Genomic DNA, 23,537 nt, shown 5'->3' with positions numbered 1-23,537 from the left:
GAAACTACAATACCGGATGACTCCATGACAAGGGATAGCCCTGTCAGGCAGATTCCATTTTTAAGGTTTTCCCCAACTTGGGTGGCAAAGACGGTTTTTCTTTGGTCCCGTGGTGCATTTTTGAACACCTTTGAGAGAGAAGCCGCTGCACGCGCCGCGCCGTGGAAACTGGGCTCTATATATAGGCGGGATGTCGGTAGCGCTAGCCCGCTTCCGGAAATGTTGGCGACAAGTCCGGCATGCGCGCTGAAAAAGTGCGGGCAACGCCCGTACAACGGGCAAAAAATGCATCAACTCATGCGTAAAGAAGCGCGATAATCGAGCCTTAGTTTGATTGACATTTTTTTTCGCGAGCGCCAATATACACCCAGAATAATTATGCCGCCCGGTGGGCGGCTTTTTATTTCGGCAGGTTCGTCATGCGAAGGGCGCATGATCGACGTGCCAAAATCCTGTGATAACTGGCCGGAGAGAGGGCCGGAATATCGCTCAAAATGGCAAGGCTGACAGTCCGCTTTCTGCGGATATGCAGCATTAGAAAGGCTTATGGAGGCCTGATTGCAATGACCGACGCTACGACCGTGCAACCGCTTTACGACACCTATAATCGTGCGGCTCTGCGCTTCGAGCGAGGTGAGGGCATCTGGCTGATCACCGAAACCGGCGAGCGCTATCTCGATTTTGCGGCTGGCATTGCGGTGAACTCCCTTGGCCATTCCCATCCGCATCTGGTCGAAGCCCTAAAAAATCAGGCAGACAAGCTGTGGCACCTGTCCAATCTTTATGAAGTTCCCGGACAGGAAAAGCTCGGCCAGCGTCTGGTCGACAACACATTCGCCGACAAGGTCTTCTTCACCAATTCCGGTGCTGAAGCGCTGGAATGCGCGATCAAGACCGCCCGTCGCTATCATTTCGCCAACGGTCATCCGGAGCGTTTCCGGATTGTCACCTTTGAAGGCGCGTTCCATGGCCGCACGCTTGCGACCATCGCTGCCGGTGGCCAGGCCAAGTATCTCGAAGGTTTCGGCCCGAAGGTCGAAGGCTTCGATCAGGTGCCGTTCGGCGACGAGGCGGCCCTTCGCGCCGCCATCACCGATGAAACCGCCGCTGTCCTGCTTGAGCCCATTCAGGGCGAGGGCGGTCTGCGTGGCTTCCCGGAAGAATTCATGCGCCTTATCCGTCAGATCTGCGACGAAAAGGGCCTGCTCCTGATCCTCGATGAAGTGCAGACCGGCGTTGGTCGTACCGGCAAGCTTTTCGCCCATGAGTGGTCGGGCATCACGCCGGACATCATGGCTGTGGCGAAGGGCATCGGCGGTGGTTTCCCGGTTGGCGCCTGCCTTGCAACGGCTGAAGCCGCCAAGGGCATGGTTGCCGGTGTGCATGGCACCACCTATGGCGGCAATCCGCTGGCCATGGCGGTCGGCAATGCCGTGCTGGACGTCATTCTGGAAGAGGGTTTTCTGGAAAATGTTCAGGCCACCGCGCTTGTCATGAAGCAGGGCCTTGCGTCGATCATCGACCGGTTCCCGAATGTGGTGTCCGAGGTGCGCGGTCGCGGCCTTTTGATGGGCATCAAATGCGTTGTGCCGAACACCACGCTCATTCAGGCGCTGCGCGACGAGCATTTCCTCAGCGTCGGCGCTGGCGACAATGTCGTGCGTCTGCTGCCGCCATTGGTCACGACGCCGGAAGAAGCCCGTGAAGCGCTGAACCGCATCGAAACAGCCGTGGAACGGCTTTCTGTCGTAAATCCGATCAGCAAGACGGCGTAATCATGGCTCAGGATAACGGTATCAAGCACTTTCTCGACCTGTCTTCTGTTTCAGGAAGCGAATTGCGTTCCATCCTCGAAGACGCCAAGGCGCGCAAGGCGCGGCTGAAGGCGGGCGAGATTGAAAAGCCCTATGCCGGCAAGGTGCTGGCGATGATTTTCGAAAAGCCATCGACCCGCACGCGCGTGTCGTTCGATGTCGGCATGCGCCAGCTCGGCGGCGAAACGCTGATGCTCACCGGCTCGGAAATGCAGCTCGGTCGCAGCGAGACTATCGCTGATACGGCAAAGGTCCTGTCGCGCTATGTGGATGCGATCATGATCCGCACCACATCGCATGACCGCATGCTCGAATTGGCCGAATATGCCACCGTTCCGGTCATCAACGCTTTGACCGACGACACCCACCCTTGTCAGATTATGGCCGACGTACTTACATATGAGGAACATCGCGGCTCGATCAAAGGCAAGACCTTTGCCTGGATGGGGGACGGCAACAACGTCCTGCATTCGCTTGTGGAAGCCGCGGCGCGGTTTGACTTCAACGTCAATATCGCGACGCCGGAAGGCAGCGAGCCAAACCAGCACTTCATTGACTGGGCCAGGGCAAACGGTGCGGACATCATGTCCACGACAGACCCGGAAAAAGCGGCAAGCGGTGCGGATTGCATCGTGACCGACACCTGGGTTTCGATGGGACAGGAGGACCGTGCCCGTGGACATAATGTGTTCATGCCCTATCAGGTCAATGCGCGGCTGATGGCGAAAGCCGACCCGAAGGCGCTCTTCATGCATTGCCTGCCCGCACATCGCGGGGAGGAAGTGACCAACGAAGTGATCGACGGGCCGCAATCGGTCGTGTTCGACGAAGCCGAAAACAGGCTCCACGCCCAGAAGGCCATTCTGGCCTGGTGCCTGCAAGGCGCGTGATTGGAGTTTTCTGTGGCTGAGAATACCAGCAACGATTATATCGAAGCCGAAAACGGCCATTCGGGTCCCAAGCTCGATCTGGGTGATTTCGGCTTTGCAGGCGACGACGCCGTCGTGCCTTTCCAGGTGGAAGGGCTCGATGTGCGCGGTCGCGCGGTTCAGCTTGGCACGAGCATCGACGCCATCCTGAAACGCCACGAATATCCGGAAGAAGTGGCCCGCCTGCTGGCGGAGGCGACGGTTCTGACCGTTCTGCTCGGCACTTCGCTCAAATTCGAAGGCAAGTTCATCTTCCAGACCCAGTCCGACGGTCCGGTGGACATGCTGGTGGTGGATTTCAGCACACCCAATGCGGTGCGCGGCTATGCGCGTTTCGATGAGGATCGCCTGAAGGACGCCATCGCCACAGGCAAGACGCAGCCTGAAGAGCTGCTCGGTCGCGGCACATTGGCCTTCACGGTGGATCAGGGCGCCTATATGCAGCGCTATCAGGGTATTGTGGCGCTGGACGGCTCGACGCTGGAGGAAATTGCCACGACCTATTTCCGTCAGTCTGAACAGATCCCGACCGATCTGAAGCTGAGCGTCGCCAAGCTGGTCGAACGGGGTGCCGATGGCAAGCCGGTCGAGCAATGGCGCGCAGGCGGTCTGATCATCCAGTTCCTGCCGGAATCGGAATTGCGCGCGCGTGTTCCCGATCTGCCGGGCGGCGACGGTGACGAGGAAGAAGCCGTGTTTCATCCGGTGGATGATGCCTGGGATGAGGCGCGGTCACTGCTCGGCACCATCGAAAGCTCGGAACTGACCGATCCGCAGGTCGGCTCGGAACGCCTGCTGTATCGCCTGTTCCACGAGCGCGGCGTGCGCGTCTTCAACGCCATCAAGGTGGCGGATATATGCTCCTGCTCGCGGGAGAAAATCCAGGGCGTCCTGTCGGGCTTCTCGGCAGAGGAAATTCAGGACAGCATCGAAAACGGCAAGATTTCGGTGTCCTGCGAATTCTGCTCGACGCATTACGAGTTTGATCCGGCGCAGTTCGCCAAGTAATCAAAAAAGGCGGTTCAGAAGAACCGCCTTTTTTGTTTCCTGCTCTAATTCAGCGTGCGGCGCTGTTCCGGCACATCCAGCGAGAAAGCCGGAATATCCACTTCGAATGTATTGCCCGTCGGGTTCTGCATCTGATAGCGCCCGACCATGACGCCGGATGATGTGGTCAGCGGACAGCCGGATGAATATTGGAACGAGTCGCCCGGATCGAGCACCGGCTGTTCGCCGACGACACCGGCCCCGCGCACTTCCTCGACGCGGCCATTGGCATCGGTAATCTGCCAGTAGCGCGAGCGCAGCTGCACCGTGTCGGAGGAATTATTGGCAATGGTGATGCGGTAGCCCCAGACATAGCGGTTGTCTTCGGGAGCCGACTCGTCTTCCAGATAAAACGGCTCAACCGTTATTTCGATCCCCTGCGTCACCGCCCTGTACATCGCATCCGCCTTTGTCATGTGCCTGTTGCCCACCTATCGCCAAAGTTGCGTTGGAGGTCAACGTGGCGCGGCAATCTCGACAGGGCCAAAGCGGGCGGTTTTCTGCAATCGGATCGTTCTTGTGGTGGATTGCAGCGAAAAGGTCACATTTTTTTAAGACGAAACACCGTCTTTTGCATGATCCGGAGATGCTTCGGCACAAGAAAATGCAGAAAATAAACGGATGACCCGGCCTGACGGAATCAGGCCGGATCATCCTTTTCTTTATTTAGCGAACGGCTGCCTTCAGCGCCTCTTCGACGTCTTCCAGAAGATCGTCGGTATCTTCAAGGCCAACCGAAATGCGCAGCACGCCATCGGAAATGCCAAGCTCGGCCTTGGCCTCATCGCTCAGGTTCTTGTGCGTCGTGGTGGCCGGATGGGTGATCAGGCTCTTGGCGTCGCCCAGATTGTTGGAGATGCTGAACACCTGCAACGCATTTTCGAATTTGAACGCGGCTTCCTTGCCGCCTTCCAGTTCGAGCGCGATCAGGGTCGAACCGCCAGTCATCTGCTTGGCGATCACATCTGCCTGCGGATGGTCGGCGCGGCCCGGATAAAGGACGCGCTTGACGCCCGGCTTGCCTGCGAGAACATCGGCAACGGCAGCCGCCGACTGCGTCATCTGGCGCACGCGCACGGACAGCGTTTCCAGACCCTTCAGCATAATCCAGGCATTGAACGGGCTCATGCCGGGGCCGGTATGGCGATAATAGTCCTGAAGCTCGGTTTCGACCCATTCGCGGTCGGACAGCACGATGCCGCCAAGGCAGCGGCCCTGACCGTCAATATGCTTGGTGGTCGAATAGACGACGATATGCGCGCCAAGCTCCAGCGGCTTCTGGTAAAGCGGGGTCGCAAAGACATTGTCCACGATCAGCTTCGCGCCTGCTTCATTGGCCACTTCGGCCACGGCGGCGATATCGATGATTTCGAGCGTAGGGTTCGACGGGCTTTCGAGGAACATCACCTTGGTGTTCGGACGAACAGCGGCTTTCCAGTTGGCGATGTCCGAGCCGTCGATGATCGAGATTTCCACACCATAGCGCGGCAGCAGGGTCTCGACGATATAGCGACACGAGCCGAACACGGCGCGCGCGGAAATCACATGATCACCCGCCTTGACCTGACACAGAATGGCAGCGGCGACGGCAGCCATGCCGGAAGCCGTGGCACGGCCTTCCTCGGCGCCTTCCAGCGCGCACATGCGCTTTTCGAACATGTCCGTGGTGGGGTTGGCGTATCGCGAATAGATGAAACCCGGATTTTCGCCCTTGAAACGCGCTTCGGCGGCTTCGGCATCGGGATAAAGGAAACCCTGCGTGAGGAACATCGCTTCCGACATTTCGGCGAAACCGGAGCGGAGCGAACCGGCGTGCACGAGCTGCGTTGCGGGGCGGAACTTGCGGGTAGTCTCAGTCGTCATTTTTCCAACCTGTCAAAAGCTGGTCGGCCGGGACGCCCAAAAGCGTTTAGTGGCATCTCGGCGGCCAATAAAAAACCGGCCCAAAAGGCCGGTAACGAACCGCGGCCCTTTTTAGCGAATTCTTTAACGTGGCTGCAAGCCGGCCGGCCAAATCACCACGGAACACATTTTCCATATGCCTGTTGCGCAAGGTCGTCAATGCCACGATAGCGAGTTTTGAGGAAAAGCCTGCCTCGTTGGCTCACGATTGGGTTCGATTCCTGCGGAAAACCCCGTTTCTCCGGGCGTGAAGGGTTGGCATTGGGCCTTCGAGTGGTCAAAGGTCTTTTGAAGAATTGCTCAGACTATGGAGTACGAGGTCGATGGCGCTAAGAGATGCGGGAATTCTGGCGGATGCGGATATCGCTGCGCTGTTCGAAAGCGGTTTGCTGGCTTCGCCGCGCCCGCTGGATACCGACCAGATTCAGCCTGCGAGCCTCGATCTCCGCCTTGGCGCAAAGGCCTATCGCGTTCGCGCCTCCTTCATGCCGGGTCCCGGCACACCGGTTATAGATAAGCTCGAACGGCTCAAGCTGCACGAGATCGACCTGACCGCAGGCGCGGTTCTCGAAACCGGCTGCGTCTATATCGTGCCGCTCTTGGAAAGCCTTGCGCTGTCGCCCGAACTGTCGGCATCCGCCAATCCGAAAAGCTCGACTGGCCGTCTCGACATCTTCACCCGCGTGATTGCCGATGGCGCGCAGGAATTCGACAAGGTGCCTGCCGGTTACAACGGCCCGCTTTATCTGGAAGTCAGCCCGCGCACATTCCCCATTGTTGCGCGCACCGGCTCGCGCCTGTCGCAGATCCGTTTCCGCAAGGGCCGCGCCCAGCTCGATGAGGCGGAACTCGCCGCGCTGCATAATTCCGAGACGCTGGTGGCCGCTGAAATGCCGAACATCTCCGGCGGCGGCATTGCGCTTTCCGTCGATCTTTCCGGCGGCCCGGACAAGTTGATCGGCTATCGCGGCAAACATCACACGGGCGTTGTCGATGTGGACAAGCGCGCCGCCAATGATGTGCTCGATTTCTGGGAGCCTATCTATGATCGCGGCGCACGCGAACTCGTGCTTGACCCGGATGAATTCTATATCCTCGTCTCGCGAGAAGCCGTGCATGTGCCGCCGCTCTACGCCGCAGAGATGACGCCGTTCGATCCGCTGGTCGGTGAGTTCCGCGTTCACTATGCGGGCTTCTTCGATCCGGGCTTTGGTCACAGTGCGGCTGGCGGCACGGGCAGCCGCGCGGTTCTCGAAGTGCGCAGCCATGAAGTGCCCTTCATTCTGGAACATGGCCAGATCGTCGGACGCCTTGTCTATGAGCATATGCTGCACCGTCCGAAGGCGCTTTACGGCACCGATCTCGGCTCCAATTATCAGGCGCAGCAGTTGAAGCTTTCCAAGCATTTTCGTTGACTGTATGAGCCTGCTCCGCGCAGATAGATGAAGTGCGGAGGAAAGCGACGAACGTGGCCAACGGAACAGGACCGGAAACAAGCCGAAAACAGGATGCCCCGGCGGATGCGTCGCCGCGCAGGCTGTCGGTTGGCATTGTCGCGCTGCCGGGTTTTACGCTGACGGCGCTCAGCCTGTTTCTCGATCCCTTCCGCCTCGCTGCCGATGATCGTGACAAGAGCCGCCAGATCCGCTGCGCCTGGAAAATCTGCACGCTGTCGGGCGATCCGGTTGCGTCCAGTTCCGGCATGGTGATCGAGCCGACAGCTCCCATCGGCGAACTCGACGAATGCGATTATGTGGCGGTCGTTGGTGGGGTGCTTGCCCAGTATCGTCCGCGCCAGCAGGCATTGATCGATCTCATCAAGCGCGCCGACAAACGCGGCAAGACCGTGGTGGGGCTTTGCACCGCCGCTTTCCTGCTTGCCGAGGGCAGCTTGCTCGAAGACCGCAATTGCTGTGTGAACTGGTTCCACCGCGACGATTTTCTCGATCTGTTCGACGGCTATACCGCCGATACGACCAGCCTGTTTCACCGCAGCGGGCGGCACTATACCTGCGCGGGTGGATTGGGTGCAGCGTCGCTGGCGCTTTCCATCATCCAGAACGAAATTTCCGAGGAACTGGCGCGTAAAAGCGCATCGATCCTCATGATCCCTTACGAGCTGGTACGCTCCGAACAGCCAGCGCTTAGTTTCAATGGCGTGCGCTCGCCGATGATCCGCAAGGCCATCCGCATTTTCGAGGAAACGCTGGAAGACCCGGTGCCCATGATCGATGTGGCGCGCAGGCTCGGCATTTCGGTGCGGCAGATGGAGCGCGGCTTCCGGCTGGCGCTGGAACGCACAGCCTTCGAAGTGCGCGAAGAACTGCGCGTCAAGAAGGCAAAGGAACTGCTGGCCGAGACCGGATTATCGCTTCTGGAAGTGGCCGTCGCGAGTGGCTTTACCGATACGCGCAGCATGAACCGGTCCTTCTCGCGCCAGAAGCAGAAGGCTCCACGCGATTATCGTAAGCAAAGATAGATGCAGACGCTCAAAACTTGCGGATGTCATCATCTCCGCTTATGTCTTGCGCGATGAATCTGTCAGCATGGCGGAAAATTGAGACGCAGGAGATTTGCATGTCTGATGGTGTAAACCGTTTTCTTGGCGATACGCCTGCACGCATCATCGTCAAGCTGGTGCTGATTTCGCTGGTGGTTGGCGTGGTCATGAGCGCGTTCCACTGGACGCCCTACGATATTCTCTGGGGCATTCGCGATTTCTTCCTGCGCCTGTGGAATATGGGCTTCTCCGCCGTCGCCCGTTTCGCGGATTATCTCATTTTGGGCGCAGCCGTTGTCATCCCTGCCTTTATTTTGCTCCGTATCCTCAGCTATCGCAAATAGCAGATATTGGAAGCAGGGTTATACATTCGGACGATGCAGCAAAAACAAGGATTTATGCTTTCCCGGCGCGGCTTTCTGGTTCTCGCCGGGGGCGCGGTTTCGCTCTCCGTCTTGCCGTTCGGCGCAGCGGATGCAGCGACGAATGTGGTGAGCGCGGGTGATCCCACCGCGCTGTTCAACACCATCCGCAAGGCAAACGGCCTCTCGCTCATGGCGACCGATTCCAAGCTGGAACAGGCCGCGCTTTTTCAGGCGAAGCGCATGGCAAGCTATGGCAAGATCGGCCACAGCGTCGGCTGGGGCAATGGTTTTGTCGCGCGGTTGCGTCAGGCGGGCATTCGCGGTCCTGCGGCTGAAAATGTCGCCTCCGGCCAGCCCAATACCGAAGCCGTGTTCGACGCCTGGATGAAGTCGCCCGGCCATCGCAAAAACATGCTCGATCCCACCTTCAGCCATTATGGCCTGGCCTGGGCCACGCCGGAAAACAAACCCAATCGCATCTATTGGGCAATGATGCTGGGCCTCTGATCTCTATAACTCCTGACATAAAGCTGTCAGGGGCTGCGACAATCTATGGGCCGAATTCTCTGTAGTTTCGAGCGATTCCAGAGTAGACGTTCTCGAATTACAGGTGTGAATTCGGGGATAGTGGTTATGGATCAGTCGCAGCGCGTTGGAAGCGTTACGAGGCCGTTCGATGTGACGCATCGCATGGTCATGCTGATCGCCATTCCCATGACGCTTGCCGCCATCACGACGCCGCTGCTGGGGCTCGTCGATATGGGCGTGGTCGGGCAGATGGGCAAGGCCGAACTGATCGGCGGGCTGGCCATCGGCGCGCTGGTGTTCGATTTCCTGCTGTCCATGTTCAATTTCCTGCGCTCCGGCACAACCGGTCTGGTGGCGCAGGCCATGGGTGCTGAAGACGCCATCGAAGAACAGGCAATCTTCTGGCGCGCCATCATTATCGCGGTGATCGCGGGCGGCTTGATGATCCTCTGCCTGCCGCTCATTCTGGCCGCGGCCTCCAGCTTCATGCATCCGACAAGCGCGACACAGGAGGCCATGGCGACCTATGTGTCGATCCGCATGCTGGCCGCGCCGGTGGCGCTCATCAATTATTCGGTGCTGGGGCTGGTTCTCGGACGCGGACAGGGCCTGCTTGGCCTCGGCCTTCAGGTTCTGCTCAACGGCATCAATATCGTGCTCTGCATTATCCTCGGTCTGGAACTCGGCTGGGGCGTGACAGGCGTTGCCTGGGCCACGGTCACCGGCGAAACCGTCGCGGCGATTGTCGGCCTCTTTCTGGTGGTCCGGCATTTCCGCAAGGACGCGACCAAGCGCCCGAGCCGCCAGCGCATTTTCCAGAAGGAAGGCATTCTGCGCATGTTCGCGGTCAATCGCGATATCATGATCCGCTCCTTCCTGCTTCTGACCGCTTTCGCCTTCTTCACACGTGCGGGTTCCGATCTCGGGCCGGTGACGCTCGCAGCCAATGCCGTGCTGATGAATTTCTTCCTCGTGGCAGGCTTTTTCCTCGACGGCATGGCCGCCGCCGCTGAACAGATCGTCGGGCGGTCGATCGGTGCGCGCTACAGCCCGGCCTTTGTGCGCGGCACTAAGCTCACCTTTGTGTGGGGGCTGGTGATGGCCAGCATCATCGCCTTCGCGCTTTTGGTTTTCGGAGATCCAATCATCAGCCTCTTGTCCAAGGCCGAGGATGTCCATGCCGAGGCGCTCAAATATCTGCCATGGGCGGCACTCACCGGTATCACCGGGCTGCTCGCCTTTCATATGGACGGTGTCTATATCGGGGCCACATGGTCGCGCGACATGCGCAATATGATGTTTCTGTCGCTGGCCTTCTTTATGGCCGTGCTTTACGCGGCAAAGCCCGCGATGGGCAATCACGGGCTTTGGCTGGCGCTTAATCTGTTTCTGTCGATACGTGGCATCACGCTTCTGGCGATGCTGCCACGCCGCTATCGGCTGGAATTCACGAAATAATCACGCAGGCAACGGACGCGCTGCCCAGTCTTTTGTGTCGCGGTCGCGCAGTTCGGCAATATTGGCAACGCCTTCGCGTTTAACCGCTGCCGAAAGCCCGCGCAGAATGTCGCTTGGCAGGCCGGGGCCGCGATAGATGAGGCCCGTATAAAGCTGTACCAGATCAGCCCCAGCCTTGATCTTGGTCAGGGCGGTTTCGGCGCTATCGATACCCCCAACGCCGATCAGCGGCATGTCAGGCCCCACACGCTCGCGCATGCGGGCAAGAACCACGGTGGACCGTTCGAACAGCGGTGCGCCGGAAAGCCCGCCGGTTTCGTCGCGGTTTTCAGCACTTTTCAGCCCGGTACGCGACAGGGTGGTATTGGAAACGATGATGCCGTCCAGTTTCTGCTCGGTGGCCTCGACGGCAATGTCGTCCAGTTCCTCATCGGCCAGATCAGGCGCGATCTTGAGGAACACCGGACGCTTCAGCGTGCACATGCTGCCTTCCTCGTTGCGCGCTTCCAGCACACGGCTCAGAAGCTCGCGCAGACTGTCGCGCGCCTGGAGATTGCGCAGGCCCGGCGTGTTGGGCGAGGAAATATTGACGGTGAAATAGCGCGCCAGCTGGTAGAACCGGCGAATGCCCGCCACGTAATCGGCGATGCGATCTTCCGCATCCTTGTTGGCACCAATATTGACGCCGACAATGCCGCTCTTGCCTGCGCGCTGCGACAGGCGCTTGAAAGCCGCCTCGTGGCCTTCATTATTGAAACCGAGGCGATTGATGACGGCCCTGTCATCCACAAGACGGAAAATGCGCGGACGCGGATTGCCGCTTTGCGGGCGCGGCGTGATGGTGCCGATTTCGGTGAAGCCGAAGCCGAGCTTCAAAAGCGCATCCGGCACTTCGGCATTCTTGTCATAGCCAGCGGCCATGCCGAGCGGATTGGGAAACTGCAATCCCGCAACCTTGACCGACAAAGCGGGGTCGCTCGGTGCGCTGCAGCTTACGAGCCCGGTCTTCAGCCCGGCAATGGACAGGCCATGCGCCTGTTCTGCGTCGAAAGAGAAGAGGGCGCGTCGGCCGAGAGTTTCAAAAAGTCCGCTCATTCGTCTTTCAGCTCCGGGAAAATATGAAGTCCATTGTCGTCGAGCAGCAAGGGCTCGACAGCCACGACCGCATCAAGCGGCAGGTCCGCATAGAGATGAGGGAAAAGCGCACCACCGCGCGAGGCCTCATATTTAAGGTCTTCACCAAGACGGGTCGCGTCCACGCTCACAAGAACCAAGTTGTTCTGGTTCGCGAAATGCTTCGCAGCGGTTTCGCGCACCTGTGTTGCAGTAGAGAAATGGATATAGCCATCGGCAATATCAACCGGTGCACCCGAAAAGCTTCCCGCCTTTTCCGCTTGCGCCCAGAGTTCGCGCGGGGCGATCTTGTAGATGATCTTGGTCATGGCTGTCCTCTAGACCGAAATTGTCAGAAAATCAAAGACCGTGATGTTCGATTTTCGTCGCAAAGCTCCCATATGATGACAGGAAGCCAAAGGGAGATCGGATTATGTCGAACAAAAACACCTTTTTCGCCGCACGTCCCGTCATGCGCGGTCTGGCGGCGGTGGCTCTGGTCGCGCCGGTTCTGGCCGCATCCGGAGCGGTGGCGCAGGAAAATGGCCGCTATCGTCTGGAACAGACCGAAACCGGCTATGTGCGCCTTGATAGCAAGACCGGCGCGATTTCGGTTTGCACCGAACAGTCGCAGGGCCAGATGATCTGCAAGATGGCCACGGAAGACCGCGAGGCTTATGAGAATGATCTGGCGGATTTGCAGGGCCGCGTGAAGGTGCTGGAAGACCGGCTGGCGGCCATCGATCAGAAGGGCGGCGGCAATACCGCTTCGGGCCTGCCGAGCGAACAGGAGTTCGAACAATCCATGAGCTATATGGAACGCTTCATGCGCCGCTTCATGGACATAGCCAAGAGCTTCGACAGCGAGCCAGAAAAGCCCGCGGAGACGACACCAACACCGCCCGGCGGACGGACGTGATCGCTCGTGGATAATAAAAAAGGCGCCAAATGGCGCCTTTTCTGTTTCTGTCGTTACGCGGCGTAGCGTTTCGTCGCTTCGATCAGCTCATGAACGATGCCCGGCTCGGTCACGGCGTGGCCGCTATCCTCGACGATCTTGAGGTCGGCTTCTGGCCACAGCTTCTTCAGCTGCCATGCATTGATGAAGGGCGTGCAGATATCGTAACGGCCATGCACGATGACGCCCGGAATATGCCGGATGCGTTCGACATTGCGCAAAAGCTGGTCGTCGGAATCGAGGAAGCCGCGATTCTGGAAATAGTGGCATTCGATGCGCGCAAAGGCGATTGCATATTCATCCGCGCCGAAGGCATCAACGCGGGATGGGTCCGGCAGAAGCGAAATGATTGAGCCTTCCCAGCGCGCCCAGCGACGGGCGGCTTCCAGCTGAACTTTCGGATCGCGGTCCGTCAGGCGCTTGTAATAGGCGGCAATCATATCGCCGCGCTCGGCTTCGGGAATATGCTCCTGAAAGGCTTCGAAGTGATCTGGAAAAATGATGCTGGCACCGTTGGTATATGTCCAGTCGATTTCGAACCGGCGCAGCATGAAGATGCCACGCAGCACCATTTCCGACACGCGTTCCGGGTGCGTTTCAGCATAAGCGAGGCCGAGCGTCGAACCCCAGGAGCCGCCGAAAATCTGCCATTTGTCGATGCCGAGATGGGCGCGGATATGCTCCATATCGGCGACCAGATCCCAGGTGGTGTTTTCACGCAATTCGGCGTGCGGCGTGGAACGACCGCAACCGCGCTGGTCGAACAGGATGATGCGATAACGCTCGGGATCGTGCAGGCGACGCATGGCAGGCGTGATGCCGCCGCCGGGGCCGCCATGAATCATGATCACCGGCTTGCCGTCCGGGTTGCCGCACTGCTCGACATGGATGCGATGCAGCGGGGACACCTGCAGCATCTCTTCCTTGAAGGGTTCAATCTCGGGATAAAGCATATTGCGCGTCATGAAAGGCCTTCTGGTTCCCACCCTCTGCTTCACGTGTCTGGCGGGGCCGGTGTTTCAATTTCCGGCGCAACCCTACCACACAATGGGGCAACATGGCGGCAATGAGAAATGCGAAAACACGTTAGCAACGTGATTTTTGGTTGCTCCGCATAAAAATAGGCATAAAAACTTGTTTGGTAGCATTGGATGCACCGCACGGGGAGGAACCACTTGAAATTGGCGCGCGAGGCACATGCACTTTATCATCGCTGACGATCACCCGCTTTTTCGCGGCGCATTGAGACAGGTTCTGTCGGGACAATCCGAAAACGTCGAGATTGTCGAAGTTGGCGATTTCGATGCCGTCAGGAAACTGGTTGCCGAACGCGACGATATCGACCTTCTGCTGCTCGATCTGACCATGCCCGGTGGTGCAGGCCTGTCAGGGCTGGTTGCGCTGAAGGCGCTCCAACCGGCTTTGCCGGTGGTGATCGTATCGGCCACGGATGACGCCGCCACCATCCATCATGCGGTGGAACTTGGCGCATCGGGCTTCATCTCCAAATCTGCCAGCATGGAAACCATCGGCGAGGCGGTTCGCGCCGTGCTTGCAGGCGATATCTGGACGCCGGAAGGCATCGATCTCGATCACCCGAAGGATCCGGAAATCGAGGGGCTGATTGCGCGCCTGCGCACGCTCACACCGCAGCAGACCCGCGTGCTGACCATGCTCGCCGAGGGTCTTCTCAACAAGCAGATCGCGTATGAGCTGAGCGTGTCGGAAGCAACCGTCAAGGCGCATGTCTCGGCCGTGTTGCAGAAGCTTGGCGTCGATAGCCGCACTCAGGCTGTCATCTTGCTGTCGCGCATCGGCAGTGACGTTATCAGCACATGATATGGTTATTGCGCAGCCGTCTGTGACGAGCTGCCGTCCTGTCGCGCATGATAAAAATGCGACAGCAATGAGCGCAACGCCGCCGGGCGAAGCGGCTTGTTCAGCAAGGTGATGTTTTCATCCTCGGCGCGCTGGCGCACTTCCTTGGAACGGTCGGCGGTCAGCAAGATGGCGGGTATTTCCGTCTCGAAATGCTCCCGCGTGAAGCCGATCATGTCGATGCCGTTTTCATGGATCAAATGATAATCGGCGACGATGACATCCGGCGCGGTGCTGCGATTGGCGCAAAAGGCTTTCAGCGCCGCGCCGTTGCGCAGCGTGGTCACGTTGCAGCCCCAGCCCGAAAGAAGCGTTTCCATGCCGGACAGAATGTCGGCATCATTGTCGATGCACAGCACATCGAGGCCTGTCAGTTCCAGCGCGCGCGCATGGCCACGACGGCTTCTGGTTTCCTCTACCGGCACCGGCTCGTTTGAAACCGGAATGCGCAGGGTGAATGTTGTGCCCTTGCCCTGAACCGAGCGCACCGACAGCGGAAATTCCAGCAGCCGGGCGATGCGGTCGACGATGGACAGGCCAAGTCCCAGCCCTTCCGCCTCGCGCATACCTTCATCAAGGCGGGTGAATTCGCGGAAGACGAGTTTCAGCTTGTGCTGCGCAATGCCGATGCCGGTGTCCAGCACCTGCAATTCGACAAAAGCGCCCCGCCGCCGGACGCCAAGCAGCATGCCGCCGCTGCGGCTATATTTGATCGAATTGGAAACGAGATTCTGGATCAGGCGGCGCAGCATGTTGCGGTCGGTTTTCACCACGATGCTCGACGGCACCACGCGCAGTTTCAGCGCCTTCTTGCGCGCCAGCGGCGTGAAATCCGTGGCGATCTGGCTCAGCAACCTGTCCAGCCGGAACACCGAGACTTCCGGTTTCAGCGCGCCTGTGTCGAGGCGCGAAATATCCAGCACCATGCCCAGAATGGCTTCCACCGCCTCCAGCGAGGAATCGATGTTGCGGGCAAATTCGCTGGTTTCCGAACGCCCAAGTTTCTCCGACAGCGCGGTGGAATAGAGGCGCGCGGCGTTGAGCGGTTGCAGAATGTCGTGGCCCGCGGCGGCGAGAAAGCGCGTCTTGCCGAGATTGGCCTCTTCGGCAGCGGCCTGCGCCCGCGCCAGTTCCTTGTTCACATGGGTCAGTTCCGCCGTGCGGTCGGCCACGCGCTGTTCCAGCATTTCGGCGGCCTTCTGGCGCATCAGATCGGCTTCGACGGCAGCGGTGATGTCGGTATAGGTCGCGACGATACCGCCATCCGGCATCGGATTGGACTGGATTTCCAGTGTCTTGGCCGTCGATTTCATCTTCAGGCGCGCGGGCTTGCGGCTGGCCGTCAGTGAATGGATGATGCTGTTGCGCGCATTGAAGGCGATGTCTTCGCGGCGGATCAGATGCTCGACGATTTCCGAGACCGGGATACCGACCTGCATCACCTCGTCAGGCAGGTTGAGCAGGGTGCGGAACTGGCGGTTCCAGAAGGCCAGCCGAAAATCCTTGTCGAAAACCGTAATGCCCTGTTCCATCTGGTCGAGCGCGATCTGCAACAGGTCGCGATTTTGTTGCAGGGCGGCGGAAGCGTCATCGAGAAGCTGGCGCGCATCACGCCCTGAAGCATCGTTGCGTTGCAGAAGCAGCGACAGAACGAGCCGTGCCGAAGCGGTGCCAACCGCCGTGCCAAGCAATTGTTCGGCATGGCGGATCAGGGGCGTGTCAACGGTCATGCCCGGATCGAGCCTGCGCTGTTCATGCCCTTCGAACCGCAGGAAGGCGCGCTCGACACGTTCGGAGCCGAGATAGCGCGCCATGGTGGCTTTCAGTTCCGCCACGGTGACGGTGGTGCGGAACCGTCGGAGCGTCGGCGTCGCGATGAAATAGCGCGGCAGGAAGATGCTGGCCTGAATGCGCTCCAGCGGCGTCGAGGCGCGCGAGAGCGAACCCAGAATATAGAACAGCGTGTTGGCGGTGAGGCTCCAGATCACGCCATTGGTCAGCGGCAGCGCATCGGTGCCAAACAGCGCTTCCGGGCGCAACGCGGTGAAACCCAGAAAGCCGTCGCGCAAAATGGCGGCATCTTCCGGCGCCATGGTGGGCAGCAACAGCGTATAGGCCCATACGAGAAAGCCCGCCGACAGCCCCATCATTGCGCCGCGCCCATTGGCATTGCGCCAGAACAAACCGCCGATAAAGGCCGGAACGAATTGCGCAATCGCCGCAAACGATACGAAGCCGATAGAGGCAAGGTGAATATTGTTGGACGTGAAGCGATAATAGGCGAAGGCGAGCGCCAGAATGGCGATGATCGTCACACGCCTTGTATTGAGAATGACCTTTGTCAGGTCGGGCTGTTCAGCCGGGTGACGCTTGGCCATGCTGCGGATGAAAAGCGGCAGCACGAGATGGTTGGAAATCATGATCGACAGCGCCACGCAGGCGACGATCACCATCGCCGTTGCAGCGGACAGACCGCCAAGGAAGGCGATGAGCGCCATCCAGTGCGCTTCGGCGGCAAGCGGCAGCGCCAGCACGTAAAGATCGCCACTGACCGTGGTGCCAAGCGTCATCACGCCGATCAGGGCAATCGGAAACACGAAGATATTGATCAGCACCAAATAGACCGGGAACAGCCAGGATGCGGTGCGCAATTCCTTTTCGCTGCGGCTTTCGACGACCGTAACGTGGAACTGGCGCGGCAGCATGATGATGGCCGCAGCACTCAAGGCGGTTTGTATGATCCAGGTGCCGATGGAGGTCTGGTAGTGGAAGGCTTTCAGCGCATCGGTGGACTGGGAAATCTGGTCGATGAGCTGCGAGGGCGAGCCGAACAGGAAGAACGTGCAGGCGAGCCCCACGGTGAGAAATGCGCAAAGTTTGATGACGGATTCCACCGCAATGGCGAGGATCAACCCGTTCTGGTGTTCGGTCGCATCGGTGTGGCGCGTGCCAAACAGGATCGCGAAGACGGCGAGCACAGCGGCAACCGCCAGCGAAATATCGCCGAAGATGAAGGCAGGCGGCGCGACGGCGCGGCCATAATGGTCCATCACCAGCCCGACGCTGCCCGCAACTGCTTTCAGCTGCAAGGCGATATAGGGGATCGACCCTACGGCGGCGATACAGGTGGCGAGAGATGCCACGCCAAAACTTTTGCCATACCGCGCCGCCAGAAAATCGGCGATGGAGGTGATGCGCTCCGCCTTGGCCAGCCGCACGATATGGCGCAGTAGCCGGTTGCCGAGCGTGAACACCAGGATCGGCCCGATATAGATTCCGAGAAATTCCAGCCCGCGCTGTGCGGACAGGCCGACAGAGCCGAAGAAGGTCCAGGACGTACAATAGACCGCAAGGCTCAGCGCATAGACATAGGGACGCGGCGCACTGTTCCAGCGTGAGGCTCTGCGGTCGCCGATACTGGCAACAGCAAAAAGCAGCAGCAGGTACAGGAAGGCAGCGCCGATGATTCCCCAGCCTTGCATAGGCGGCTTTATTCCTCTTCAGTTTATCCAAGTCTGTCTGACGCAAGCACTTTCATGTTCTGCGTGCAAGAATATTGATGAAAAAGCGGATGTTTTACCCGTCGATATCCGCGTTTATCTTTTCTTTGAAGTTTTTCGAATACAAACTAAGCGAAATACAGTTTGATAGAACCGTTCTTCGAGCCTCCCCCTGTCAGGAGCGGTCCTATCGTTCACCGTCGGAGCGATCTGACGCCATATTAATTGACGAACGCACCGCAGCAACGACGGCCCGGTTATGTGGAATGCAATCGTGAGGGAGACTGACGAATGTTGAAAGAATTCAGGGAATTCGCTCTCAAGGGCAATATGGTCGATCTGGCCATCGGTGTGATTATCGGCGGCGCCTTCGGTGGCCTCGTCAATTCCATCGTCAACGATATCATCATGCCGATCATCGGTCTGATCACCGGCGGTATCGATTTCTCGAACATGTTCATCCAGCTTGCCGGCGAGCCGAAGTCCACGCTTGCCGCCGCCCGTGAAGCCGGTGCAACCGTTGCTTACGGTAACTTCGTGACCCTGCTGATCAATTTCCTGATTATCGCCTGGGTGCTGTTCCTTGTCGTCAAGGGCATGAACCGCATGAAGAAGAAGGAAGAAGCAAAGCCTGAGCCGGAAGCTCCGCGCGAGGAAGTGCTGCTGACCGAAATCCGCGATCTTCTTGCCAAGAAGGCCTGATCGGGATTTTTTCTTTGCGTTACAAGACGGAGCCTGCAAGGGCTCCGTTTTTGTTTTGGCATTCATCAATACCGATGATCGGATCATCACAAAATGCCGAGTGATTTTGTGCTCGCGTCTTGCTAAGGCCGATAGACATAGAGCAAGTAGCGCAGGATCATCATGACACTTTTAGCCAGTCTCCGCCGTGAAGCAGCGCAAGCGCCAGAAAGCGGCATTGTCGCCGTTGCCAATCATGGCAGGGGCCGCGAAGGGCTCATTCCGTTATGGGTGGGCGAAGGCGATCTGCCGACGCCGGATTTCATCCGCGATGCGGCGCAGAAAAGCATTACCGACGGCGAGACCTTCTATACATGGCAGGCCGGTATTCCCGAACTGCGCGAGGCGCTGGCCCGTTACCATGCGCGTCATTTCCCGCTGGCCTTGAAGCCTGAGAATTTCTACGTCACCGGCTCGGGCATGCACGCCATCGAAATGGCGCTGACGGCGACGGTCGGTGCGGGCGAGGAAGCGATCTATCTGTCGCCGGCCTGGCCGAATTTCGTCGGCGCGGCTGGTCTTGCAGGTGCGGTGCCCGTCGCGGTGGAACTGGAATTCGGCGCGAATGGCTGGGTGCTCGACCCGGAGAAGGTCGCCGCCGCCATCACGCCCCGCACCCGCGCGCTGTTCATCAACACGCCGTCCAACCCGACCGGATGGACCGCCGACCGTGAGACGCTGCGTTACATCCTTGATCTGGCGCGCAAGCACGGTCTCTGGATCATCGCCGACGAGATCTACACGCATTTCTATTATGGCGGCGGTCACGCCCCGTCTTTTATGGAAATCATGGAGCCCGACGACCGCATCATCTTCGTCAATTCCTTCTCCAAGAACTGGGCGATGACCGGCTGGCGCGTGGGCTGGATGACGGTGCATCCTTCCGTCGGTCCGGTGATCGAAAACATGATCCAGTATTCGAACTCCGGTGTGGCGCCATTCATGCAGCGTGGCGCGGTGGCGGCGCTCGATCAGGGTGAACCCTTTTTCGCCATGCAGGTGGAGCGTGCCCGCGCCACCCGCGACAGGCTTTGCTCGACCTTGCAGGCAACCGGCAAGGTGCGCCTGGCCCCGCCGGAAGGCGCGTTCTATCTGTTCTTCGGCGTTGAAGGCGTGACGGATTCGGTCAAGGCGGCCATCGATATTATCGACCGGGCCAATGTGGGCCTTGCACCGGGCAGCGCCTTTGGGCAGGGCGGCGAGGCGTTCTTCCGGCTATGTTTCGGTCGCGCCCCGCATCAGATTGATGAGGCCGCAGCACGGCTCGTGAACTGGATCGAGCGACTTTAATCTAAAACAAAGGCCGGTGAAAACCGGCCTTTTTCATTCAGCTATTTGCGAAGCGCTTATCCGCCCGCCTTGGACACCATCAGCGGCACGACGCGGTCGGAACTGGCCGTCTGCGGGGCATCGGTTTCGGCAAAAGGAATGCCGAGCGTGTTCCAGACTTCCAGCAGCGCGTCCTTCAGCCCGTCGATCAGCGCATCGTCATGCAGCGGCGACGGCGTGATGCGCAGGCGTTCGGTGCCGCGCGGCACAGTCGGATAGTTGATCGGCTGGATATAGATGCCGTGGACATCGAGCAGCCGGTCGCTGGCCTTCTTGCAAAGCTCCGGATCGCCGACCAGCACGGGCACGATATGCGTGTCCGAAGGCATGACCGGCAGGCCCGCTGCCGACAGTACATCCTTGGCCTGCTGCGCTTGACGCTGCTGGCCGTCGCGTTCGATCTGCGAGGTTTTGAGATGGCGGATCGAAGCCGTTGCAGCCGCTGCCACCGATGGCGGAAGCGCGGTCGTGAAGATGAAGCCCGGCGCATAGGAACGCACGGCATCGATAATGGCGCGTGAGCCGGTGATATAGCCGCCCAGCGCGCCGAAAGCCTTGGCGAGCGTGCCTTCGATGATGTCGATGCGGTGTGCCAGACCATCGCGGTCGGTGATACCGCCGCCGCGCTGGCCGTACATGCCAACGGCATGAACTTCATCGATATAGGTCATGGCATTATACTTGTCGGCGAGGTCGGCGATCTCTTCGATCGGTGCAATATCGCCATCCATCGAATAGACGGATTCAAACACGATCAGCTTGGCGCGTGCCGGATCGGCGGCCTTCAAAAGCTGTTCCAGATGCTCGACGTCATTGTGGCGGAAAATCTTCTTCTCCGCACCCGAGCGGCGCACGCCTTCGATCATCGAGGCATGGTTCAGCTCGTCGGACAGGATCAGGCAGTTCGGCAGCAGGCGCGCAATGGTCGAAATCGAGGCTTCGTTGGAAATGAAGCCGGAGGTGAAGACGAGACCGGCCTCCTTGCCGTGCAGGTCGGCCAGTTCGGCTTCCAGCTCGACCAGCGGATGGTTGTTGCCGGAAATGTTGCGCGTGCCGCCTGCGCCGGAACCGGCATTGCTTGCGGTGTCGCACATGGCCTTGATCACATCGGGATGGTGTCCCATGCCGAGATAATCATTGGAACACCAAACGGTGATTTCACGGGCCGTGCCATTGTTCCGCCAGATCGCGCGGGGGAAACGTCCGACGATGCGTTCAAGGTCGGCGAAAACGCGGTAACGCTTCTCGGCGTGCAACTGATCAATCGCGTCTTCGAAAAACCGGCGATAATCCATCATGCGCTCCTTAGAGGGCAGCGCGTCCTTCAGGGCGCACAAAACTCGCTCTAACTATTTGATTCGACGCACCCTGTTTCCGAAAAATCGCTCCCGATTTTTAGGCCGATGCGCTTGTCTTTGCCTTAACTAGCGCTTTTGGCCGTTAAGGTCCATGGCGCGGTCGCGGGCAATTTGCCACGTTTTATTGAAGCAGCATTGATCAGGATCAAGCAAATGCAGCCAGAAGGGCAAAATGGCTGAAACGATCATTCACGCATTCGTATCGTCGCATCACACAGCGTGATTCTTGCTGACATGGAATTGCCTGGAATGAATAGCGATATAGTGTTTATTAGCGCTTCCTGAAAGACATCCCCCGTATGAAGTCGGTTTTGCCGCCAATGCACTATCCAGCGTCAAAAGAAACGGATTGGGCCGCCTATTGGCGCGCCTCGTCGGCCCAGCACTTCAAGCTGCGCTGGCGTCATGCGCGGCTGTCGGTGCCCAGAAGGCGCGGCAAGGCCAATCTGATCGCCTCGGCTGGAAGTTTCGCGGCTTTGCTGCCGGATGATCTGCCGCTGATTTGCGTGGTGCGCAATGCCGGCGCCTATCTGAATTCGTTCCTGCGCTATTATCGTGCGCTGGGCGTCACGCGTTTCATCGTCGTGGACGACAAGTCGGATGACGGCACGGCCGAAATTCTCGCCAATGCCGCCGATGTCGATCTGTTCGTTTCCGACGTGCGCTATGCTGAGGCGGATCGCGGGCGCGCCTGGCGCGATGCGCTGTTCAATATTTACGGTCGCCGCCGCTGGTATCTCTCGGTGGATGCCGACGAGTTCTTCGTCTTCCCGCGTATGGAACAGCGCAGCTTGCGCGATTTCATCGGGGAACTGGAAGCGCATGGTATCCGGCGTTGCCTCGCGCCGATGATCGACATGTATCCCGCCGGTCTTCTGCGCGATGGCGTTTTTGTCGATGACGGAACGAAATATCCTTTCGAAGTGTCGTCGCATTTCGACGGCGACGGCTATACGGTCAAGCAGGAGCGTTTCGGCGTTGCCGTGCGCGGTGGGCCGCGCCAGCGCCTGTTCGGGCGCAGCATGCGCCTGTCCAAATTTCCGCTGATCTGGGTAGACCGCAAGACCGATTATCGCCGCGGCAGCATTCACGGGCCGGGCCCTTGCTTCCGCAATTATCTGCCGGTCACCGGGGCGCTTTTGCACTATCGTTTTTCGTCGCGCTCGGTCGAGGAGTTTCAACGGATCGCGAAAGAGGGCGGCCATGCAGGCGGCTCGGAACACTACAAGGCCATCGTCGGCAACGAGCGGTTTTCCGACGACCTTTCGCTGGTCTATTCCGGCTCGGTTCACTATACGGGACCGGAATGTCTGGTCGAACGCGGCTTCATGGTGGATTTGCAAAACCTGACGAAGCCGCCCTGCATGGAGCGGGCCAAGGCAAGCTGAAACCGGTTATGTTTCGGCTCAGGACAGGGCGATCTTCCGCAGGAATTGCAGCCATATATCGTTACGCCGGATCGTCAGGCGCGGAATGCCGAACGGGTCGTCGGTGGCTTTTGCGCGGCGCTTTTCCGTGGTGGTGGCGTATTTATACCCGGCCTGCGCGACGATCTCGCGTGTTCTCGCAGTCTCGCCGCCATAGGGATAGGCGAATGATATGACTTCCTGACCAAGCAAGTCCTCGATCTTTTCGCGAGATTGCCGGATCTGCACTTCAGCATCCGTATCGTTTGCGGTGCTCAGATTGATGTGATCGAGCGTATGTGACCCGACTTCGTGACCGAGGGCCGCCCATTCCCGCATTTCGGCGACGCCCATGCAATCGGCCCGCGCCACGCCGATTTTCTGATCCCAGAGATTGAAGCCACCGATCTGGTTCGCGACGAAATAATTCGTGGCGGTAAAGCCATGTTCCTGCAAGATAGGCAGAGCATTGCGGAAGACATTGTCAAACCCATCATCGAAGGTGATGACCGCGACTTTCCCCTCTTTGCCACCATAGATATAGGGCAGCGCATCCTTCAGCGACAATCCCTGATAGCCGAGGCGCTTGAGCCAGGCCATCTGGTTGCCAAAACGGTCGGGATGCACGGTCATGCTGCGAAAAGGCGCCTTGTGCCGGGGCGGAACATCGATCTGGTGATAAAGAAGAATTGGTACGGACACGATAATCCT

The 23,537-nt window shown here is 59.0% G+C and carries 21 protein-coding genes and 1 riboswitch; of the genes, 13 read left to right on the top strand and 8 right to left on the bottom strand.

Features of this window, described 5'->3' with window-relative positions:
• The first annotated feature begins 563 nt into the window (after positions 1–563).
• From QLQ11_RS06775 to QLQ11_RS06765, 3 genes are read left to right on the top strand one after another with little or no spacing between them, the layout of a single operon-like run.
• Positions 564–1,775 (top strand): aspartate aminotransferase family protein, encoded by a 1,212-nt coding sequence (locus tag QLQ11_RS06775; protein WP_109368344.1) that lies wholly within the window; start codon positions 564–566, stop codon positions 1,773–1,775.
• 2 nt (positions 1,776–1,777) lie between these two features.
• On the top strand, positions 1,778–2,704 hold the full coding sequence (gene argF / locus QLQ11_RS06770; RefSeq protein ID WP_109368345.1) for an ornithine carbamoyltransferase: 927 nt from the start codon (positions 1,778–1,780) through the stop codon (positions 2,702–2,704).
• A 12-nt stretch (positions 2,705–2,716) separates the two neighbouring features.
• Positions 2,717–3,751, top strand: coding sequence for an Hsp33 family molecular chaperone (locus tag QLQ11_RS06765; RefSeq protein ID WP_109370165.1), 1,035 nt, complete (start codon positions 2,717–2,719; stop codon positions 3,749–3,751).
• A gap of 44 nt (positions 3,752–3,795) precedes the next feature.
• Here QLQ11_RS06765 and apaG read toward each other — a convergent pair whose 3' ends face one another.
• Positions 3,796–4,188 carry a Co2+/Mg2+ efflux protein ApaG gene (gene apaG, locus QLQ11_RS06760; RefSeq protein WP_109370166.1) on the bottom strand — a complete coding sequence of 131 codons (393 nt, stop codon included), beginning with the start codon at positions 4,186–4,188 and terminating at the stop codon, positions 3,796–3,798.
• A 268-nt stretch (positions 4,189–4,456) separates the two neighbouring features.
• Positions 4,457–5,653, bottom strand: a complete 1,197-nt coding sequence (locus tag QLQ11_RS06755; RefSeq protein WP_109368346.1) for an O-succinylhomoserine sulfhydrylase — start codon at positions 5,651–5,653, stop codon at positions 4,457–4,459.
• An 89-nt stretch (positions 5,654–5,742) separates the two neighbouring features.
• Positions 5,743–5,822: riboswitch (SAM riboswitch) on the bottom strand.
• A 193-nt stretch (positions 5,823–6,015) separates the two neighbouring features.
• Between QLQ11_RS06755 and QLQ11_RS06750 the strand changes: the two genes are divergently transcribed.
• The 5 genes from QLQ11_RS06750 (at position 6,016) to QLQ11_RS06730 (ending at position 10,543) form a co-directional block, all read left to right on the top strand.
• Positions 6,016–7,107: a 2'-deoxycytidine 5'-triphosphate deaminase gene (locus QLQ11_RS06750; protein WP_121537244.1), complete on the top strand. Its 1,092-nt coding sequence runs from the start codon at positions 6,016–6,018 to the stop codon at positions 7,105–7,107.
• A gap of 53 nt (positions 7,108–7,160) precedes the next feature.
• Positions 7,161–8,171, top strand: a complete 1,011-nt coding sequence (locus QLQ11_RS06745) for a GlxA family transcriptional regulator (protein WP_109368348.1) — start codon at positions 7,161–7,163, stop codon at positions 8,169–8,171.
• Positions 8,172–8,269: 98 nt separating this feature from the next.
• Positions 8,270–8,536 (top strand): DUF6460 domain-containing protein, encoded by a 267-nt coding sequence (locus tag QLQ11_RS06740; RefSeq protein WP_078338112.1) that lies wholly within the window; start codon positions 8,270–8,272, stop codon positions 8,534–8,536.
• Positions 8,537–8,569: 33 nt separating this feature from the next.
• Positions 8,570–9,064, top strand: coding sequence for a CAP domain-containing protein (locus QLQ11_RS06735; protein WP_109368349.1), 495 nt, complete (start codon positions 8,570–8,572; stop codon positions 9,062–9,064).
• 126 nt (positions 9,065–9,190) lie between these two features.
• A complete protein-coding gene (locus QLQ11_RS06730; protein ID WP_109368350.1) occupies positions 9,191–10,543 on the top strand; it encodes an MATE family efflux transporter in 1,353 nt (450 codons plus the stop codon).
• On the opposite strand, the gene QLQ11_RS06725 is transcribed toward QLQ11_RS06730, so the two are convergent.
• Together QLQ11_RS06725 and QLQ11_RS06720 are read right to left on the bottom strand one after the other, a co-directional pair.
• Positions 10,544–11,638, bottom strand: coding sequence for a quinone-dependent dihydroorotate dehydrogenase (locus QLQ11_RS06725; RefSeq protein ID WP_109368351.1), 1,095 nt, complete (start codon positions 11,636–11,638; stop codon positions 10,544–10,546).
• Positions 11,635–11,985, bottom strand: a complete 351-nt coding sequence (locus QLQ11_RS06720; RefSeq protein WP_109368352.1) for a DUF952 domain-containing protein — start codon at positions 11,983–11,985, stop codon at positions 11,635–11,637. The genes QLQ11_RS06725 and QLQ11_RS06720 overlap by 4 nt, the downstream gene beginning before the upstream one ends.
• A gap of 104 nt (positions 11,986–12,089) precedes the next feature.
• Here QLQ11_RS06720 and QLQ11_RS06715 point away from each other — a divergent pair, with 104 nt between their 5' ends.
• Positions 12,090–12,575: a hypothetical protein gene (locus QLQ11_RS06715; protein ID WP_109368353.1), complete on the top strand. Its 486-nt coding sequence runs from the start codon at positions 12,090–12,092 to the stop codon at positions 12,573–12,575.
• A gap of 53 nt (positions 12,576–12,628) precedes the next feature.
• On the opposite strand, the gene pip is transcribed toward QLQ11_RS06715, so the two are convergent.
• Positions 12,629–13,579, bottom strand: a complete 951-nt coding sequence (gene pip / locus QLQ11_RS06710) for a prolyl aminopeptidase (RefSeq protein WP_109368354.1) — start codon at positions 13,577–13,579, stop codon at positions 12,629–12,631.
• A gap of 232 nt (positions 13,580–13,811) precedes the next feature.
• Here pip and QLQ11_RS06705 point away from each other — a divergent pair, with 232 nt between their 5' ends.
• A complete protein-coding gene (locus tag QLQ11_RS06705) occupies positions 13,812–14,453 on the top strand; it encodes a response regulator transcription factor (RefSeq protein WP_109368355.1) in 642 nt (213 codons plus the stop codon).
• Between the two features lie 5 nt (positions 14,454–14,458).
• On the opposite strand, the gene QLQ11_RS06700 is transcribed toward QLQ11_RS06705, so the two are convergent.
• A complete protein-coding gene (locus QLQ11_RS06700) occupies positions 14,459–17,974 on the bottom strand; it encodes a PAS domain-containing hybrid sensor histidine kinase/response regulator (RefSeq protein WP_109368356.1) in 3,516 nt (1,171 codons plus the stop codon).
• Positions 17,975–18,283: 309 nt separating this feature from the next.
• Between QLQ11_RS06700 and mscL the strand changes: the two genes are divergently transcribed.
• Together mscL and QLQ11_RS06690 are read left to right on the top strand one after the other, a co-directional pair.
• Positions 18,284–18,694 carry a large conductance mechanosensitive channel protein MscL gene (gene mscL, locus QLQ11_RS06695; protein WP_109368357.1) on the top strand — a complete coding sequence of 137 codons (411 nt, stop codon included), beginning with the start codon at positions 18,284–18,286 and terminating at the stop codon, positions 18,692–18,694.
• 162 nt (positions 18,695–18,856) lie between these two features.
• The gene (locus QLQ11_RS06690; protein WP_283736026.1) at positions 18,857–20,023 is read left to right on the top strand and encodes a pyridoxal phosphate-dependent aminotransferase; all 1,167 of its coding nucleotides are present in this window, start codon (positions 18,857–18,859) and stop codon (positions 20,021–20,023) included.
• A 56-nt stretch (positions 20,024–20,079) separates the two neighbouring features.
• Here the strand turns inward: QLQ11_RS06690 and hemA are convergent, their stop codons facing one another.
• A complete protein-coding gene (hemA, locus tag QLQ11_RS06685; protein WP_109368359.1) occupies positions 20,080–21,357 on the bottom strand; it encodes a 5-aminolevulinate synthase in 1,278 nt (425 codons plus the stop codon).
• Positions 21,358–21,740: 383 nt separating this feature from the next.
• Between hemA and QLQ11_RS06680 the strand changes: the two genes are divergently transcribed.
• A complete protein-coding gene (locus QLQ11_RS06680) occupies positions 21,741–22,808 on the top strand; it encodes a glycosyltransferase family 2 protein (protein ID WP_319080566.1) in 1,068 nt (355 codons plus the stop codon).
• An 18-nt stretch (positions 22,809–22,826) separates the two neighbouring features.
• Here QLQ11_RS06680 and QLQ11_RS06675 read toward each other — a convergent pair whose 3' ends face one another.
• Entirely contained in the window at positions 22,827–23,528 is a 702-nt protein-coding gene (locus QLQ11_RS06675; protein WP_109368361.1) for a polysaccharide deacetylase family protein, read from the bottom strand.
• Positions 23,529–23,537 lie beyond the last annotated feature (9 nt).

This window comes from Ochrobactrum sp. SSR (assembly GCF_030067775.1).
GTDB lineage: Bacteria > Pseudomonadota > Alphaproteobacteria > Rhizobiales > Rhizobiaceae > Brucella > Brucella teleogrylli.
The sequence above is the reverse complement of the archived record's forward strand: the minus strand, read 5'-3'. Positions and strand labels throughout refer to the sequence as shown.

Excerpts from the sequence above, each read along its gene's own strand:
- QLQ11_RS06775 (WP_109368344.1), top strand. The coding sequence starts at position 564 with ATGACCGACGCTACGACCGTGCAACCGCTTTACGACACCTATAATCGT.
- argF (WP_109368345.1), top strand. The coding sequence starts at position 1,778 with ATGGCTCAGGATAACGGTATCAAGCACTTTCTCGACCTGTCTTCTGTT.
- apaG (WP_109370166.1), bottom strand. The coding sequence starts at position 4,188 with ATGTACAGGGCGGTGACGCAGGGGATCGAAATAACGGTTGAGCCGTTT.
- QLQ11_RS06755 (WP_109368346.1), bottom strand. The coding sequence starts at position 5,653 with ATGACGACTGAGACTACCCGCAAGTTCCGCCCCGCAACGCAGCTCGTG.
- QLQ11_RS06750 (WP_121537244.1), top strand. The coding sequence starts at position 6,016 with ATGGCGCTAAGAGATGCGGGAATTCTGGCGGATGCGGATATCGCTGCG.
- QLQ11_RS06740 (WP_078338112.1), top strand. The coding sequence starts at position 8,270 with ATGTCTGATGGTGTAAACCGTTTTCTTGGCGATACGCCTGCACGCATC.
- QLQ11_RS06735 (WP_109368349.1), top strand. The coding sequence starts at position 8,570 with ATGCAGCAAAAACAAGGATTTATGCTTTCCCGGCGCGGCTTTCTGGTT.
- QLQ11_RS06730 (WP_109368350.1), top strand. The coding sequence starts at position 9,191 with ATGGATCAGTCGCAGCGCGTTGGAAGCGTTACGAGGCCGTTCGATGTG.
- QLQ11_RS06725 (WP_109368351.1), bottom strand. The coding sequence starts at position 11,638 with ATGAGCGGACTTTTTGAAACTCTCGGCCGACGCGCCCTCTTCTCTTTC.
- QLQ11_RS06720 (WP_109368352.1), bottom strand. The coding sequence starts at position 11,985 with ATGACCAAGATCATCTACAAGATCGCCCCGCGCGAACTCTGGGCGCAA.
- QLQ11_RS06715 (WP_109368353.1), top strand. The coding sequence starts at position 12,090 with ATGTCGAACAAAAACACCTTTTTCGCCGCACGTCCCGTCATGCGCGGT.
- pip (WP_109368354.1), bottom strand. The coding sequence starts at position 13,579 with ATGACGCGCAATATGCTTTATCCCGAGATTGAACCCTTCAAGGAAGAG.
- QLQ11_RS06705 (WP_109368355.1), top strand. The coding sequence starts at position 13,812 with ATGCACTTTATCATCGCTGACGATCACCCGCTTTTTCGCGGCGCATTG.
- QLQ11_RS06700 (WP_109368356.1), bottom strand. The coding sequence starts at position 17,974 with ATGCAAGGCTGGGGAATCATCGGCGCTGCCTTCCTGTACCTGCTGCTG.
- mscL (WP_109368357.1), top strand. The coding sequence starts at position 18,284 with ATGTTGAAAGAATTCAGGGAATTCGCTCTCAAGGGCAATATGGTCGAT.
- QLQ11_RS06690 (WP_283736026.1), top strand. The coding sequence starts at position 18,857 with ATGACACTTTTAGCCAGTCTCCGCCGTGAAGCAGCGCAAGCGCCAGAA.
- hemA (WP_109368359.1), bottom strand. The coding sequence starts at position 21,357 with ATGGATTATCGCCGGTTTTTCGAAGACGCGATTGATCAGTTGCACGCC.
- QLQ11_RS06680 (WP_319080566.1), top strand. The coding sequence starts at position 21,741 with ATGCACTATCCAGCGTCAAAAGAAACGGATTGGGCCGCCTATTGGCGC.